Source organism: Pseudophaeobacter sp. 1A09344 (assembly GCF_041008745.1).
Taxonomy (GTDB): domain Bacteria; phylum Pseudomonadota; class Alphaproteobacteria; order Rhodobacterales; family Rhodobacteraceae; genus Phycobacter; species Phycobacter gallaeciensis_A.
On sequence record NZ_JAXGFS010000005.1, the window covers coordinates 33,294 to 49,052 of the forward strand.

The following is a 15,759-nucleotide window of genomic DNA, read 5'->3' on the forward strand; positions in this document are numbered from 1 at the left end:
GCGGCGGCCCGATCCGGCGCTATCCGACCCGCACTTCTTCGGCCTCCGGCATGCGGGCCATCTGCAAAGTGGCCAGCGTCTGGAGAAGGACAGCCTTGCGGATCGGTTTCTGCAGGAAATGATCCATTCCCGCCTCCAGACATTCTGTGCGGTGGCTGTCAAAGGCATTGGCAGTCAGCGCTACGATCACCGGTTGCGGGCCGACCAGAGCGCGGATTTCCCTTGTCGCCTCGACCCCGTCCAGTTCAGGCATGGACATGTCCATCAGCACGAAATCCGGCATTTGCTCCCGGCAGAGATCAACTGCTTTGCGGCCATTTTCGGCCTCGACGCACTCAACAGGAAGCCCGGCGAAATATTTCTGGATCAGCAGCCGGTTGGTCCGGTTGTCCTCAGCCAGCACGATCCGGGCGCCGGTCAGAACCTCGGTTGCCACCGCAGGAGCGGTTTCCGTTTTCTGCTGAGCCGCTGGGGTTTGTTCCGGCTCCAGTTGGACTTCGAGCCGGAAACAGGAGCCCTGCCCGGCGGCTTGTTTCGGCTGAAGCGAAATGGTGCCGCCCATCCGCTCGGCTAGGATGCTGGAGATGGTCAGGCCAAGGCCGGTTCCCCCAAAGGCACGGGTGGTGGCCGCGTCCGCCTGCGCAAAACGGTCAAAGATATGCTCGGCCTGGCTTTCGGAAATGCCGATCCCGGTATCCTCGACCTCAACCACGAGCCGGTAGGGCGACTCCGGATCACTGGTGACACGCACGACAACCCCGCCCTGTGCCGTGAACTTGACCGCGTTGCCCACAAGATTGACCAGGATCTGGCGCAAGCGACCATCGTCACCGCGCATGCGCTGCGGCAGGGTTTCGTCGATCTCCACCTCAACCGTCAGCCCCTTGCCGTTGGCTTTGGGCCGCAAAAGGTTCACTGCCTGCACGATACAGCTGCGCAGATCGAAATCCGTCGGGGTTATGTCCAGCTTGCCGGCTTCAAGGCGCGAGAGATCAAGAATGTCGTTGATGATTTTCAGCAGAGCATTGGAGGAATCGCGGATGGTTTCCACATAAAGCTGCTCTTCATCTGGCAGTTCAGCCTCGGCCAGAAGATCCGCCATGCCAAGGATGCCATTCATCGGTGTGCGGATTTCATGGCTCATATTGGCGAGGAATTCCGATTTCGCCCGGTCCGCCTGTTCGGCGTTGAGCTTGGCCTCGTGTAGCTCGCTGTTGCGCTGGGTCAAAGCCCGGTTGGCACGGATCAGCTCTTCGCGCAGGTGCACATCGCCAGAGACATCCCAGTCGACCCCGATCATGCGCAGTCGCCCGGAGGCATCGGAGAAGGCGCAGCCCAGCGCCCGGATATGCTTTTGCTCGCCGTTCTCCAGCAAGATGCGGTATTCCGACAGGTAATTCTTGCCATCGTGCGTAGCGCGCCAGAAGGTTTCCACGGCTTGCTGGCAATCGTCCGGATGCAGGCACTTCTTCCACTCGGAGAAATTGATTTTCCCGTTCGGCGCCTCGATCCCATAAAGGTCGGACATGCGCCGATCCCAGATCAGTTCACCGGTCTCCGCGTCCAGCTCCCAGATGCCGATCTTGGAGGTCTCAACGGCAATCTCCAGACGCCGGGAAAGGGTTTCCAGATCCCGTTCACGGCGTTTGAGTTTCTCGATCGCGTGGCTGCGGGCATCGGCCATGCGGGTGGCAAGCGCGGTCGGGACCAGAACCAGAAGTCCGCCTACAAGCAGCAGCAGCCGCAGGGTCCAGAGATTGTCCGGCGTAACGTCCCAGCCGCCTTTGGGCGTGGCGGCCAGCACCCAGTTGCCTTCGGCTAGAGCGACATCGGTACGCACAGGGTCTTCATCCATCACCTGTTCGGAGCCAAAGAATTGCTCACCCGCCGCGCCCTTGCCGTCTTTTCCAAGGATCGCAATATCGAGGCCCAGATCCGGGTCGGTCAGACCAACGGTCTCGTATAACCCATCGGCACTGATGACTGCTGACAAAATACCCCAGAAGCGCAAGGGACCGTCCTGCGAGGTGAAAATAGGGAAGCGCGCCACGAAGGCCTCGCCGCCCTGTACCAATTTGACCGGTCCGGCCAGAACGATTTTGCCAGTATCGCGCGCCTGCTCAGCGGCCGCGCGCTGCGCTTTGTGCTGGTTGTAATCAAGGCCCAGCGCCGCCTCGTTGCCCTTCAGCGGGTGAATGAGAGAGATCACCAGATCCGGAGCCGCGGCAAGATGGGTAATCTGCCCGTCCCGCCCGATCATCTGCGCACTCAGATCGGAAAACCGCTGCTGTGTCATGTCCGGCTCGGTCGACATCACTGCAACCAGGCCCTGTACCAACTGAATATCGGCATTGAGCGCGCCCTCAAGCCGGGATCGGATCAACCCGACCTCGCTTTGCACATCCGCGCGCAGACGCTGGCTGTAGATGGTGGAGTTCTGCTGCTCGGCAAATATCGAGGCGCCGACTAGTACCACAATGGTCACAAGCACCGACAGGTAAGAGCGATTGGACACTCCCCTGGCCACACGGCGCAAATCTGCACGTGTATTGGAACTCACGACCATCAAAAGCCTCTTAAAATTGCAATGGGTGCCGCAAAACAACCGGCAATTCCCCTTATGGCCTTAAGTGGTTCAATAGCTCTTAACGGTAGAAATATAAACATCCCCGTTGCACCTTCACCCTACCCAACGGACGTCCGCTCTCCTTTTGGCGGTACGCCATCTGGCCGCCGCAACAGCACAGCCGCCCCCTGGGAGCAAGGACAATATGGCTGAACACGCGCTCCCATGCCGATAAAACCTGTGCAAAGTGACCCAAGGGAAACACCGACAAAAAATACAGTCCGCGGTCGCGTGCCGGAAGGAACGGTATTCCCGCAGTTGAATCAAATCCTTACCCGAGCGTTATCCATCCCCTTGCGAAAAACAACATATATGATTTTGAAAATTTGTACTTCCCCGCCTAACATATTCAAGAACCTGCAGGAGGAAGCGGGTTCGGAACTGTCGCAAGACAGGTTTAGGGAGGAAAAAAATCATGTCAAAAATCGTAACGCGCCGCGGCGCGCTGACAGGTCTTGCCGGTCTGGGTGCAGCGGGACTGGCCGCACCCCATATCGCAACGGCGGCGAGTCACACAAAAACCTGGAAGGTGCAGACATCCTGGCCGGGCGGTGCAGGTCTGCAGATCTTCAAGGACTGGTGCGGTAGCATCGTCGAAAAGACCGGCGGTGAGCTGGCCTTTCAACCCTTTGGCGCCAATGACGTCGTCGGGGACTTTCAGCTCTATGACGCGGTGAAGAATGGGGTTCTGGACGCGGTGAACCCCTTTACCATCTATGCCCAGGGCATCATCCCGGCGGCGGTGTTCCTGTCGTCCTTCCCGCTGGGACTGCGCAACCCGCATGAATATGACGTGTTCTACTATGGGCTTGGCGGCCTTGATATGGCGCGCGAGCTCTACAAGGCGCAGGGCATGCATTTCGTCGGCCCGATCCACCACGGCCCGAATATCATCCACTCCAAGGTGCCGATCCGCTCGATCGACGACTTCCGTGGCCGCAAGATGCGCCTGCCCGGTGGCATGGTCGCCGAGATCTTTACCGAGATCGGTGCCGAAACCACGGTTCTGCCCGGCTCGGAAATCTTCCCGGCGCTGGAGAAGGGTACCATCGACGTGGCCGACTACGTGGGTCCGGCGGTGAACTACTCGCTCGGCTTCAGCCAGGTCACCGACTATATCGTCATGGGTCCTCCGGGCTTCATGTCGCTCTACCAGCCGGTGGACATCATGGATCTGACCGTGGGCATGGAGAGCTGGAACGCGCTGTCGCCGCAGATGCAACAGTTCGTCGAAATGGAGACCCACGTCTATTCCGACATGCACCACGCTGCGATCCAGGCCGCCGACCAGGAAGCCTGGAAAAAGTTCGAGGCCGACGGAACCGAGGTTACCCGCCTCAGCCAGGACGATGTGGAGCTGATGACCGAGGTCGCCGTCCCGGTCTGGTACAAATACGCCAACCGCGACAAATCCAGCGCCCGCATCTTCAAGACCATCCTCGACTACATGCAGTCCGGCTCGCTTGGATATGTGGACCCGGCCCTGACCGAAGGCATGTCGCTGGATCTGTAATCAGACCCCAGGCGACGCTGACCAATGCGGACCCGCACATCGCGTGCGGGTCCGTTGCTCTGACCTCAAACAATCAAAAATAACGGGGGACCCCATGCCCAGCCTCGATGTCACCTTGCCCCATTGGGCCTATTGGGTGGGACTGATCGTCTTTCCGCTGGTGGCCATGGTCCTGGCCAGGCGGCCACGGACCGGCCCCAGCAAATATACCAACGCGCTTGGCTATTTCATTCTCGTGACCGGCGGCATGCTGGGTCTGCACCGGTTCTATCTGCGCAGCCTGATGGGCCTGGCCTTCATTCCGGTCTTCATTCTGATCCTGATCTCAAACTCCAACGGCCAGGAAGCCCGCAGCGTGCTGTCGGATGCCTCCAACGTGGTGCGTCAGGCGGAACGGACGCTGGAGCGCGAAACCGGCCGGATCGAAGCCGCCGAGGCGGACCTGCCCAAGATGCGCGCGGATCTGGCCGAGGCCGAAGAAGGCACCTTTGCCAAACGTCGCGCCGAAAAGAACATCGCCCGCGCCGAACAGCGGCTGAGTGACGGGCGCGAAAGGATCGCGCAGGCAACTGAGGATCTGAAAACCGCCACCCCCGCGCTGGAAGTGGCAGGCGACAATCTGGCCTTCTGGAACAAGGTGGGCGCCTATGCGCTTTATGTGCTGCTGGCGGCGATGCTGGTCGATGCAGTGCTGATGCCGGGTCTGGTGCGCCGCGCCAATCAGAACCTGCCCGAGGAGGAACCCGAAAGCGAAGCGGAAAGGGCCCTGCGGGAGCTGGAAGAATCTGAGCGGGTCGAGGATTCCAGCCATGTGTCGACGGGCTGGACCGGCTGGATCGACCGGACATCCCTGATGGCGGGTGAATTCGTCAGCTATTGGGCGGTAATCGCGGTCTTCGTCTATTACTTCGAAGTGATCAGCCGCTATGTCTTCGGCTCGCCCACCAACTGGGCACACGAGGCGATGTATCTGATGTTCGGCATGCAGTACCTGATTGCCGGCTCTTATGCGATGCTGACCGAGGCGCATGTACGCGTCGACATCTTCTATGCGCCACTCAGCCGTCCGAAACGGGCCTGGGCGGATCTGTTTACCTCGATCTTCTTCTTCATCTTCGCCTTCACCCTGCTCTTCACCGGCTACAAGTTCGCGCTGGACGCAAACGCGGTGGCGACCGGCAACGGGGTCATCTCGGAATGGGCGCGCGGCAATATCGGATTTGGTGAAATGCTGGGCAGCATGAGCCTGGCGCAATGGACCGATCCGAATATCCGCTGGGGCGAAATCAGCTTCAATGAATGGGAAATCCCGCTGTGGCCGATGAAATGGGTCATGGTGATCGGGGGCCTGCTGCTGGTTCTGCAGGGTATTTCCAAGCTTGCGCAGGACGTGCGCGCAATCGTGAAGGGGGCCTAAGACATGGGTCTGGAAATCGGAATTGAGTGGCTGACACTCATCATGTTCGGCTCGCTGCTGGCGCTTTTGCTGGCGGGGCTACCGCTGGCCTTTGTCACCGGCGGTCTGGCCTGCGTGTTTCTCTATGTGCTTGGCGATGAGAGGGCACTGAATATCGTGCCCAGCCGGATCTTCCCGCTGATGACCAATTATCAGCTCTCGGCGATCCCACTCTTTATCTTCATGGCCTCTATGCTGGAACGGGCCGGGATCATCAACGACATGTTCGATGTGATCTACAAGGTGCTGGGCGGCGTCAAAGGCGGCCTTGCCGCCGCGACCATCATCGCCTCAACCGTTCTGGCGGCCATGGTGGGCGTCATCGGCGCTGCGGTGGTGACCATGGGCATCATCGCCCTGCCCGCGATGCTGAAACGCGGCTATGATCCGAAGATCGCGATGGGGTCGATCATGGCGGGCGGCACGCTCGGCATCCTGATCCCACCGTCGATCCTGGCGATCATCTATGCCGTGGTGGCCGAGCAATCGGTGGGTGAGCTGTTCATCGGCGCGGTGTTTCCGGGGCTGATGCTGTCGGGCACCTATGTGCTCTATGTGATCCTGCGCTCCACGATCAATCCCAAGCTTGGCCCGCCGATCCCGGTGGAAGAACGCGTCAGCTTTGCAGAGAAGATGCGCCTGATGGGCAATATGTCGGCGCCTATCGCTCTGATCGTCATCGTTCTGGGGGTGATCTTTACCGGTGTTGCTACCCCGGTTGAGGCGGCTGGCATCGGCACCTTCGGTGCCTTCATCGTTGCCGCGATCCACCGAAAGCTGGACTGGCAGACCGTGCGCGAGGCTTCGATCGGCACACTCAAGGCCAGCGCCATGGTGATCTGGATCATGTTCGGCGCCACCATCTTTGTAGGTCTCTACGTCCTCGAAGGCGGCCAGCAGTTCGTGCAATCGGCGCTGGAAGCAACCGGCTTTGGTCCCTGGGGTATCCTGATCATCATGATGATCGTCCTGGTGGTCCTTGGCATGTTCCTTGACTGGGTGGGTATCCTGCTGCTCTGCGTGCCGATCTTTGTGCCGATCATCAAGGCGATGGGGCCTGAACCCTTTGGCCTCACCTCTGAGGCGGATCTGGTGCTGTGGTTCGGGGTGCTCTACCTCGTCAACATGCAGATGAGCTTCCTGTCGCCGCCCTTTGGCTATGCGCTGTTCTACCTGCGCGGCGTGGCTCCGGCAGAAATCCCGATGACGGATATTTTCAAATCGGCGCTGCCTTTCCTTGGCCTGCAGATCCTCGGCCTGATCCTCTGCATGGTCTTCCCCGAGATCATCACATGGCTACCGCGCCTGGTTTACGGCTAAGCAAGACTGCCGCCCAACCGGCCAGACACCCAACCATGAGCCGCTCCGCCCCGGGGCGGCTCATATTTTTGTGACTTTGTGCCCTTGCGGCGCATTGTCTCTGCCAATCCCCGGCCCAGCAGAGAAGCACGACCTGCTTTATCCCTCAAAATCAGCCGGTTGAATGTGTTCTTTGCCGAATTTCACGCCGCAAAAGCGCCCGCACAGACCATGACCGCAGTTCCTGTTCCGGCAAAGGAGTTTCAAATTTCGCTTGCCATACCCATCTGCTAGGGTATCGGGACAATCAAGAAGCAATAATACAGCAGGCGCATGACCGACACGACCGACCTACACAGCACCCCCCGGGGTGCAACTCCTGCACGCGACTGGGTGAAAACCCTTGCCGGCTACCGGGATCCCAACCAGCTGCGCAGCGCCTTTGAACTGGGTGCAACCGTCATTCCCTTCGTGATTCTCTGGGCTCTGGCCTGGTGGAGCCTGTCGGTCAGCTACTGGCTGGCCTTCGGCATTTCCCTTTTCAACGCCGCCTTCCTGCTGCGGCTCTTCGCCATTCAGCACGACTGCGGCCATGGCGCCTTCTTCCCCAACCGGACCTTCAGCGACTGGATCGGGCGCGTCATGGGGGTTGTCACACTGACGCCCTATGATGTCTGGCGCCGCACCCATTCGGTGCATCACAGCGCCACCGGCAACCTCGACAAACGCGGCATGGGCGACGTCCACACGCTGACCGTCGCTGAATACCGCGCGCTTGGTCCGTTTCAGCGCCTTGTCTACCGGCTGTATCGCAATCCACTGGTGCTGTTCGGCCTTGGCCCCAGCTATCTGTTCCTGCTGCAAAACCGGGTGCCACTGGGACTGATGGACAGTGCGAAATACTGGGTCAGCGCCATGCTCACCAATCTGGCCATTGCGGCGGCGCTGCTGACGATCTGGTATTTCGGCGGCTGGCAACCGTTGCTGCTGATCTTCCTGCCGACCACCCTGCTGGCGGCCACCATCGGCGTCTGGCTGTTCTACGTGCAGCACCAGTTCGAACATACCAACTGGGACAGCAACGAAGACTGGCAGCTGCATGACTCCGCCCTGCATGGCAGTTCCTACTACCAGCTGCCCGCCGTGCTACAGTGGTTCAGCGCCAATATCGGCATCCACCACGTGCATCACCTTTACAGCCGCATCCCGTTCTACCGGCTGACCGAAGTGCTGCGCGACCATCAAGAACTGGCCGAAAGCAACCGCATGACCATCCGCGAAAGCCTGGCCAATGCGCGGCTGCACCTCTGGGACGAAGACAGCCGCCGCCTGTTGTCCTTTGCCCAGGCCCGCCCGCTGCTGGCGACGGCCTGATCCGGGCCAAAGCCACCCTGTAACCGCGTCTTTCATGAGCAAAGACGCGGTTCACTCAGCTTAATACTCCGAAAACTCTCGCTATTTTTCCGGATCGCCGGAAACTCTCTGTTTGCAACGCGCATGCCAGGGTTTTCCGATCTGTGGACGTGGGGTCTGATCAACATGCATCAATTGCTCGAAAAAGAAGAGGCTGCGCTGCGGCGCAGGGCATTGTTCCGGCTGCTGCGCCGGTTCGATTTCGACGCGCCGGAATTCAAGGGAGAGGCGATCTCTGATCCGGTGCCTGCCAGCGTCAGCGCGGCAGAATATCAGCCAGCCTCCCCGCCCTGTTCATATCCGCACAAAGGCACAGTCCCCGGCGAAGGGGCCGCAGCAACAGCTGTTGCAGGTCCTGCCTCATGGCGCCCTACCGCCCCGGCGCCCGGTCGCGAAACAGGGTCACCACCAGCAGGCCCGTAAGGATCATCACCACGCCGGTCAGACCGCCCGGCGTTACCGCCTCTCCCACCACTATGGTGGCGAGGAACCATGCGGTGACCGGCTCGGCCAGCGCCAGAGTAACGGCGGTGGATGCGGTGACCCGGGTCAACCCCCAGGTATAAAGCGCATAGGACAGCGCCGTGGCCCCAACGCCAAGGAATACCAACCCGGTCCAGGCGGAGGGCCCCGCCAGCCAATCGAGCGGCACCATGAACAGAACCGGCGCAGTTACCAGCGCCGCAACGGTAAAGGTCGAAGCCGCGATTACGGTCGAAGGCAGCGTGCCGCCCATGCGACTAGTGGCCAGCGAATAGGCCGCATAGCAGCCACCCGAGAGCAGCGCCAGGATAACCCCCGACAGTGCGCCGCCCTCGCCTGCGCCCGCATAGCCCAGAAGACCAACGCCCAGAACCGACATCCCCTGCCCCATGAGCCGCAGAGGACCGGGCCTGCGCCCCTGCGCAAACCGCTCCCACAGCGTGGCCCAGATCGGCGCACTGCCGATGGCGACCGCGGTACCGATCCCGACCCCGGCCAGCGCGACCGCGTAGAAGAACAACAGGTTGTAGCTGCCGATCGCAACACCGGCGAACAGGACCCCCGGCAGCGGCAGATGCCGCAGGGCCAGTCGGTTCTTGGGTTGCATCATTGCCAGCACGCACAGGGCAGCGGCGCCGAACAGCAGGCGCAGCGCCCCCACAGCAAGCGGATCACGGCCCGCAGGCAAAAGGGCCTGCACTGTCCCGGTGGTGCCCCAGAGCATCGCTGCCAGGATCACCGCCCCCAGCCCCATCCATCTGAAAGACCCCATGTCCGCCCCTGCGTGCTGCCTCTGCACGATCTATCGCCGCAAAGCCCGCAACTTGCAACGCAGAGCCGCCCGCGCAGGATCCCCGGCACAAAGAAAGGGCGCAGGTCAGCGACCCACGCCCTTTCGTACCCCATCGGTTCTGGGATCGGGGTGTTATCCGCCGTGTTTGGCGATCAACGCCTTGGCCTGTTCAATCAGGGCTTCTCCATCGATGCCCTTGCTGCCAACCTCATCAATCCAGCGGGCGATCACAGGCTGTGCCTTTTCCTTCCAGCGGGCCACTTCGGCCTCGTCGAGAACGACGATCTCGTTGCCCTTGTCCTCGGCGATTTCGCGGCCCGGCGCATCGCGCTCCAGCATGACCTTGGCAGCAAAGGCCGAAAGTTTCTGGCCCGATTCCGCGTCGAGAATAGCCTTCAGATCATCCGGCAGGGCGTTGTACTTGTCGCGGTTCATCACCAGCACGATGGTCGCGGTATAAAGCGCCTCCTTGCCACTGAACTCGGTGTGGTGTTCCACTAGATCGGTCAGCTTGACCGCCGGAGTGACCTCCCAGGGGATCACGGTGCCGCTGATCACGCCCTTGGAGAGCGCCTCGGGGATGGCGGGGAGCGGCAGGCCAACTGGGGTGGCGCCCAGTTCCTTCAGCATATCGGTGATGATCCGGGTCGGACCGCGCAGGGTCTGCCCTTCCATGTCTTCCAGCTTGCTCACACCGCTTTCGGTGTGGATCACCCCGGGGCCATGCACCCAGGCGCCCAGCACCTTGACGTCCTTGTACTCGCCTTCCTGTAGATCGGTTTCAACCAGTTCCATGAAGGCCTTCGAGGTGGCCACCGGATCGGTCATCATGAAGGGCAGTTCGAACACTTCAGTCTTGGGGAAGCGGCCGGGCGTATAACCCACCACGGTCATCACCATATCAGCGACCCCATCAGCCGCCTGATCCATCAGACCCGGCGGGGTTCCGCCCAGCGACATGGCATCGAAATGCTCAATCTTGATCCGCCCGCCAGAGGCTTCCTCCACCTGCGCTCCCCAGGGTTTCAGGATCATCTTTGGCACGGTGGCGGGGGGCGGCAGGAACTGGTGCAGCCGCAGCGTCACCTCCTGCGCCTGTGCCATCAGTGGTGACAATGCGGTGGCCGCGGCAAAAAACGCGGCGCCCAGCAGGGTATGTTTCATCATGTTTCCTCCCAGATGATGATGAAGACCGGGGCGGCATTAGATCACCGCCCCTTTGTTATACGTGTGTGGCTGTCAGTTCAGCGTGACCGGCAGGTTCCGGGGGCCGCGGAAGCCGAAGCCGTAGAAATTGACTGGCTCGCTGTCCGACAGGGTCATGTTGGGGAAGCGGTCGAACAGCATCGGCAGCATGATATTGGCCAACATGCGCCGGGCAATATGTGTGCCCTGACAGAAATGCGGTCCGTTGCCAAAGGCCTGATGCGGTTTTCGCTCGCGGAAGATGTTGAAGCTTTCGCCATCCTCGAAAATCTCTTCGTCGCGGCAGGCCGAGGCCTGAATGGTCATCACCGTATCGCCCTTGGGGATCAGGTGTCCGCGGATCTCGGTGTCCTCCAGCACAAGACGCGAGCTGGCCTGAATCGGCGCAACCCAGCGCACCCCCTCCTCAAAGGCCTGGCCCCATAGCGCCTTGTCCTTTGCCTCGGCCAGTTGTTCAGGGTTGGTGAAAAGGCCGTAGAGGATGGTCAGCAACGCATCGCGCGGCTCATTGATGCCGCCGCCGATCGCGATCTTGATGTTGGAAAAGATCTGGCTTTCGGGGATCGGATCCTCGGCATTCACCATCACAGACAGGGCGCTGGGGTTGGGATCGGCCTTGTGGCGCGGGATCGCAGCACGGAACAGCGCATCCATTTCATCGTTCGCCGCATCGCACTGGGCAAACAGCTCATCGGTGAAGCCGAAGTTGCCGGCCCCGTCGATCAGGATCTGGCTCCAGCGCTGCATGTCATCGTCGCTGGCTTCGGGGATACCCAACAGGTGTTTCAGGCAGCGCGCCGCAAAGGGGCCCGCCAGCGCCGGGAACAGGTCCACGGTTTCGCCGCGTGGCAGCCCCGCGACGAAATCCTCGGCAATCTTGGTATAGATACCCTCCCAGCAACCCTTGATATTGCGCCCGGTAAAGGTCGGCGCCATCGCCTCGCGCTCCCGCGCGTGTTCGGCGCCATCCTTGCGCATCAGCGTATGCGCTCTGAAGGCCCGCTGCATCGGCGTCTTGGGATCGTTGGAGCTGAAGATGCCTGGGTTGTCCTTGACGTATTTGGTGTCCTCGGCGCGGGTCAGCATGGTGCGGCCCAGCGATTTCACCCGCACTACGGGCGCCTCCCGGCGCAGGCGCTGGTAAATCGGATAAGGATCCAGGGTCAGGTCCCGGATCGTAATCGTCTCCTCCTGCGGTGCCTGTTGCAGCATCGAAACCGTCATCTTCTCCTCCCCGAGTGCGACGTGATCCGAACGAGCCTAAAAGCTCCGGCCAAAATGAGGCAATCCGATTTTGTTGATTTTGAACATGCAATTTTTCAATACAAGAGGTGTACAAACGGGTTAGACTGCGAAAATGAAATCCAATCCCGATCCACTCAGCATTGATTTCGCTGCTTTGCGCACCCTGCGACTGGTGCATGGCTACCGGTCGTTTTCCCGGGCGGCCGAGACGCTAAACATCAACCAGTCGACCGTTAGCTATACCATCGACCGACTGCGCCGCGCCTTTGGCGATCCGCTGTTCGTGCGCCAGGGCGGGCGCATGGTCTCGACCGAGCGCTGCGAGGAAATCGTCGCCACCTCCAGCCGGATGCTGGACGAGGTGCTGCAACTGGCCGAACCGCGCGCCTTTGACCCTGGAGAGGCAGAGGCCGAGATCACCATCTCCTGTAACTACTACGAACGCGCCACCATCCTGCCGCAACTGATGCGCAACCTGCGCCGCAGCGCGCCGGGACTGCGCATTTCGATCCTGACCTCAACCGTGGAAGGCAAGCAACATCTGGACCGCGGCGAAAGCGATCTTCTGATCGGGCCGGTACGGATCGAGGGCAGCAATTATTTCCGCCGCACGTTGCTGAGCGAACATGCGGTCATGGTGATGGCCCGCGATGCCCCGCCGGACCGCATGCCGCGCTCCGAAGCTGAATTTCTGGCCGTGCCGCAAGTGGTTGTGAACTATGGTGATTCCTGGCGGTCCCGATTTCTGATGGAAATCGCAGCGGCAGGGAAATCGCTCAACCAGGTGATGTCGATTCCCAGCCCCGCCACCCTGCCGGAGTTGCTGGAAGGCACCGATATGATCGCTACGCTGCCCTCGCGGCTGGCCGAACATTTCAAGGATAGGGTTCAGGCCGCGCCCTGCCCCTTTCCCGGGCAGTTCGAAATCGACCTGACCTGGACATCGCGCACCCATCATTCAGCGATGCACGTCTGGCTGCGCGACCAGATCGCCCGCGTCTGTTGACCCGCGCGTCCTTGGGTCATCAGCGCATCCACAGACCTTCGGATTTGATGCGGTTGCGGATCGCCTGTTCACGCCGTGGCAGGTTCGCCTGATCAAACAGCGCACGCACCTTTTCGCCCCGCCCCTGATAGATCATCCGCTTCATCGGCTCGTAGGTTTTCAGCACCTTCTTGATCCAGTTCGGGGCCGATGCCTCGTGCAGGACCTTAATGACGTGATCGGTTTCGCGCGCATAGAGCAGCGGAAACAGCCGATAATGGCAGCTGGTCTGCCCATCAAGATAGCCCGAAGGCAACGCATCGCGCCCACCACCAAAGGAATGGATCACCAAAGGCAGCACGATCTGATCCAGCCAGGGATCCAGCGACTGGCCGACCAGTTCGACCGGCAGATCATCCCGGATCGAGGTGGCATATTCGGCAAAGCGCGCGCCAAACCGGCGCGGGCAAGCGCCGTAGAAGAACCCGGCGTTGAAATAAAGATAGCGCCGCCAGTATCCCTCGGGCTGCGACAGGTCGAGGCTGCTTTCGAAATCGAGCCCGAAGCGGTCATAAAGTGCCCGCCAGATCCCGGTATAGCCCGGCCCATAAAGCGTTGGCTTGGGCCAGGTCCCTTCGCAGCGCAAAGAGGCCGAGGGGCGGCTGAAATCGAACGGCACCTCGGAGAGCTCACCGGTGATCAGCGTGTCGCTGTCGAAAAACACGAATGGCTCGCCCTCGGGCAATGCCTGCAAGGCCTCGATCTTGTTGCCATAGGCATAGTTTTCCCCGAACAGCTGACTGTCAAAGGGCAGGATCTCTGCGCCAAGCCTTTCCAGCACCGACAGAACCTGCTGGCTGCGCAAAGACGGATCCTTTTTCCACAGCGGACCGGGCCGGGGCGTAGCCACGAACAGGCGGCCTGTGAACCCCGGCGAGGCATGGCGGAGCGAGGCCGCAAACAGGATCGCCTCGTATTGCAACCTGCCGTTCTGAGCGACGATTACGATGTTGAAGGGCGGCTGCTCTGCCATCTGAAACCTCTTTGCCCGCCTGCTCAAGATGGCTGTGCGGGGTGCATTTCTTCAGTATAATCCCGTGCAGACAGGGTCAAAACTATTCTGCCCCGCCGGGCGTGCTGGCTCTGGACGCTGTTGCAAAGGGGGCGTCTTCGCAATGCTCTGCTATGCTAAATGGCCCGTTTTGTTGAAGGCCCTCATGTTGAAGGAAAGAGTATGATGTTTACCCCCCTGTCCCGAAATCTTCTGGTTCCGCTGGCCTGTGCCCTGACACTGGGGACGCCCGCCCTGGCCGATCCGCCCTTTACCACCGCGGCAGAGGTCAAGCCGATCCTGGCAGCCACCCGCGCCAACTGGATCTCGGTCCGGGATTTCAACGGACAGGATCTGGTCTATGTCACCCACCTGTGGTCCTGGCGCTGCGGGCTGGCACGGATCCGGCTATCGATCAACGATGGCGGCCCGGAAATCTGGCCTCTGCCGACCTGCCATCTGGATCAGGCCGCCCCGAACGCCATTCATGAGGAAGACGGCCTGCCCTACCGCGCCTTTGCCCCAGGCAGCGTCGAGACGATCACGATCGAGCTTACCTATGATGATATGACGGTCGAGACCCAGACCGTGAACCGGCAAGGGCAACCGGCCACCCCCTGAGCAGACGGCCCCTGGGCCAATGGCCCCGGATCAGGCCGATAGCAGGGTCACGCCGGGGATCTGTGCGATCTGTTCCAGATCTTCCTCATAGAGGTCTGACAGGGTGTCCATCAGATCCTCGGTCCAGCCCGGCAGATCGATTTCCTCTTCGATCGCCTCGTCGATGGCATATTTGCCTAGGAAGGCGGCGATCACCCGCTGTTTATGCGCCTCGGTCATATCCCGGTGTTCATGCAGATAGGCGCGCAGCCGTTTCATGCCTTCGGTGGACATGATCGAGGACAGCAGATCCATACCTCCCGAAATCCGCTCTTCCGAATTAAAGCCCATCATCTGCCGCAGGATCTGCGCCCAGATCAGCGGCATATCCTCGTAACACCAGACGGTTATCGGCACATCCGGCACCGCGGTACGCAGGCGAAGCAGCAGGTTCGACCAGCGCAGGGCCACCGGGTCGCTGCTTTGCAGAACCTGATCGACACGCTGCGGACTGGCATCCGCCAGAAGGGTCGGCAACAGGCTGCCGGGATCGCGCAGCCCCATATGGATTTCCAGCTGATCTTCCGGGAACAGCCGCGCAAGCGCCCCCATACGCATTTCCGCTTCAGGGTAGAAGTTATGCCCCTCAAGCGCCTGCCGCTGCGAGCCGAAGAAATGCGGGTTGGACAGGATCACCCGGTCTGCATGTTCCTGCTCCAGGATCGAATCCCAAAGGACCTCGCCAGAGTCCGGCGCCGGAGTTCCAGTCAGAAGCGCCCCCATGCAATCCTTCAGCAGGTAACGGTACTTGCCGGGACCGGGAATAGCGACACCGCGTTTCGCCGCCGCCTCCTTGTTGTTCAAAAGTGTCTTCAGCAACCGGTCTTCTTCGGTGCCATGTGCACCCACGTGGAGGATGACCTGCATGAAATCGGGGCCTTGCTTGTGCGATGATTTAACGGGTTAAAGGCTTACTCCGCCTGCGTTCAAAGGTCAAACGAGGCGCCCCTATGCCCTGCAGGCCCGCGCGGCCAGTGGCCTGCACAAACCAGACGCAGGAATTGCACATTGCTTGCGTTTTCCATCTTG

At 60.8% G+C, this 15,759-nt stretch carries 12 protein-coding genes; 6 read left to right on the forward strand and 6 right to left on the reverse strand.

All coding sequences use genetic code 11. From position 1 onward, the window contains the following. Nucleotides 1-19: 19 nt before the first annotated feature. Nucleotides 20-2,515: an ATP-binding protein gene (locus SM765_RS10180; protein WP_368981500.1), complete on the reverse strand. Its 2,496-nt coding sequence runs from the start codon at nucleotides 2,513-2,515 to the stop codon at nucleotides 20-22. Between the two features lie 526 nt (nucleotides 2,516-3,041). Between SM765_RS10180 and dctP the strand changes: the two genes are divergently transcribed. From dctP to SM765_RS10200, 4 genes are all read left to right on the forward strand, one after another. Then, complete coding sequence (gene dctP, locus SM765_RS10185) at nucleotides 3,042-4,139, forward strand: TRAP transporter substrate-binding protein DctP (protein ID WP_065273001.1); 1,098 nt, start codon at nucleotides 3,042-3,044, stop codon at nucleotides 4,137-4,139. 94 nt (nucleotides 4,140-4,233) lie between these two features. Next, the gene (locus SM765_RS10190; protein WP_274830066.1) at nucleotides 4,234-5,556 is read left to right on the forward strand and encodes a TRAP transporter small permease subunit; all 1,323 of its coding nucleotides are present in this window, start codon (nucleotides 4,234-4,236) and stop codon (nucleotides 5,554-5,556) included. A gap of 3 nt (nucleotides 5,557-5,559) precedes the next feature. After that, the gene (locus tag SM765_RS10195) at nucleotides 5,560-6,915 is read left to right on the forward strand and encodes a TRAP transporter large permease (protein ID WP_065272999.1); all 1,356 of its coding nucleotides are present in this window, start codon (nucleotides 5,560-5,562) and stop codon (nucleotides 6,913-6,915) included. Between the two features lie 312 nt (nucleotides 6,916-7,227). Next, on the forward strand, nucleotides 7,228-8,268 hold the full coding sequence (locus SM765_RS10200) for a fatty acid desaturase (protein ID WP_274837722.1): 1,041 nt from the start codon (nucleotides 7,228-7,230) through the stop codon (nucleotides 8,266-8,268). Between the two features lie 409 nt (nucleotides 8,269-8,677). Here the strand turns inward: SM765_RS10200 and SM765_RS10205 are convergent, their stop codons facing one another. The 3 genes from SM765_RS10205 to SM765_RS10215 form a co-directional block, all read right to left on the reverse strand. Further along, nucleotides 8,678-9,562 carry a DMT family transporter gene (locus SM765_RS10205; RefSeq protein WP_274837723.1) on the reverse strand — a complete coding sequence of 295 codons (885 nt, stop codon included), beginning with the start codon at nucleotides 9,560-9,562 and terminating at the stop codon, nucleotides 8,678-8,680. Between the two features lie 153 nt (nucleotides 9,563-9,715). Further along, entirely contained in the window at nucleotides 9,716-10,747 is a 1,032-nt protein-coding gene (locus tag SM765_RS10210) for a TRAP transporter substrate-binding protein (RefSeq protein ID WP_065273778.1), read from the reverse strand. Between the two features lie 75 nt (nucleotides 10,748-10,822). Then, complete coding sequence (locus SM765_RS10215) at nucleotides 10,823-12,013, reverse strand: cytochrome P450 (RefSeq protein WP_065272995.1); 1,191 nt, start codon at nucleotides 12,011-12,013, stop codon at nucleotides 10,823-10,825. 133 nt (nucleotides 12,014-12,146) lie between these two features. Between SM765_RS10215 and SM765_RS10220 the strand changes: the two genes are divergently transcribed. Beyond that, nucleotides 12,147-13,040, forward strand: a complete 894-nt coding sequence (locus SM765_RS10220; protein ID WP_065272994.1) for a LysR family transcriptional regulator — start codon at nucleotides 12,147-12,149, stop codon at nucleotides 13,038-13,040. Nucleotides 13,041-13,059: 19 nt separating this feature from the next. Here SM765_RS10220 and SM765_RS10225 read toward each other — a convergent pair whose 3' ends face one another. After that, nucleotides 13,060-14,052 carry a GT-B fold glycosyltransferase domain-containing protein gene (locus SM765_RS10225; RefSeq protein ID WP_065272993.1) on the reverse strand — a complete coding sequence of 331 codons (993 nt, stop codon included), beginning with the start codon at nucleotides 14,050-14,052 and terminating at the stop codon, nucleotides 13,060-13,062. Between the two features lie 201 nt (nucleotides 14,053-14,253). On the opposite strand from SM765_RS10225, the gene SM765_RS10230 reads away from it, so the two are divergent. Further along, entirely contained in the window at nucleotides 14,254-14,691 is a 438-nt protein-coding gene (locus SM765_RS10230; RefSeq protein WP_274837724.1) for a hypothetical protein, read from the forward strand. Nucleotides 14,692-14,721: 30 nt separating this feature from the next. Here SM765_RS10230 and SM765_RS10235 read toward each other — a convergent pair whose 3' ends face one another. After that, nucleotides 14,722-15,597: a hypothetical protein gene (locus SM765_RS10235; RefSeq protein WP_274837725.1), complete on the reverse strand. Its 876-nt coding sequence runs from the start codon at nucleotides 15,595-15,597 to the stop codon at nucleotides 14,722-14,724. Nucleotides 15,598-15,759: the final 162 nt, after the last annotated feature.

Excerpts from the sequence above, each read along its gene's own strand:
- SM765_RS10205 (WP_274837723.1), bottom strand. The coding sequence starts at position 9,562 with ATGGGGTCTTTCAGATGGATGGGGCTGGGGGCGGTGATCCTGGCAGCG.
- SM765_RS10230 (WP_274837724.1), top strand. The coding sequence starts at position 14,254 with ATGATGTTTACCCCCCTGTCCCGAAATCTTCTGGTTCCGCTGGCCTGT.
- SM765_RS10220 (WP_065272994.1), top strand. The coding sequence starts at position 12,147 with ATGAAATCCAATCCCGATCCACTCAGCATTGATTTCGCTGCTTTGCGC.
- SM765_RS10210 (WP_065273778.1), bottom strand. The coding sequence starts at position 10,747 with ATGAAACATACCCTGCTGGGCGCCGCGTTTTTTGCCGCGGCCACCGCA.
- SM765_RS10215 (WP_065272995.1), bottom strand. The coding sequence starts at position 12,013 with ATGACGGTTTCGATGCTGCAACAGGCACCGCAGGAGGAGACGATTACG.
- dctP (WP_065273001.1), top strand. The coding sequence starts at position 3,042 with ATGTCAAAAATCGTAACGCGCCGCGGCGCGCTGACAGGTCTTGCCGGT.
- SM765_RS10195 (WP_065272999.1), top strand. The coding sequence starts at position 5,560 with ATGGGTCTGGAAATCGGAATTGAGTGGCTGACACTCATCATGTTCGGC.
- SM765_RS10225 (WP_065272993.1), bottom strand. The coding sequence starts at position 14,052 with ATGGCAGAGCAGCCGCCCTTCAACATCGTAATCGTCGCTCAGAACGGC.
- SM765_RS10235 (WP_274837725.1), bottom strand. The coding sequence starts at position 15,597 with ATGCAGGTCATCCTCCACGTGGGTGCACATGGCACCGAAGAAGACCGG.
- SM765_RS10200 (WP_274837722.1), top strand. The coding sequence starts at position 7,228 with ATGACCGACACGACCGACCTACACAGCACCCCCCGGGGTGCAACTCCT.
- SM765_RS10190 (WP_274830066.1), top strand. The coding sequence starts at position 4,234 with ATGCCCAGCCTCGATGTCACCTTGCCCCATTGGGCCTATTGGGTGGGA.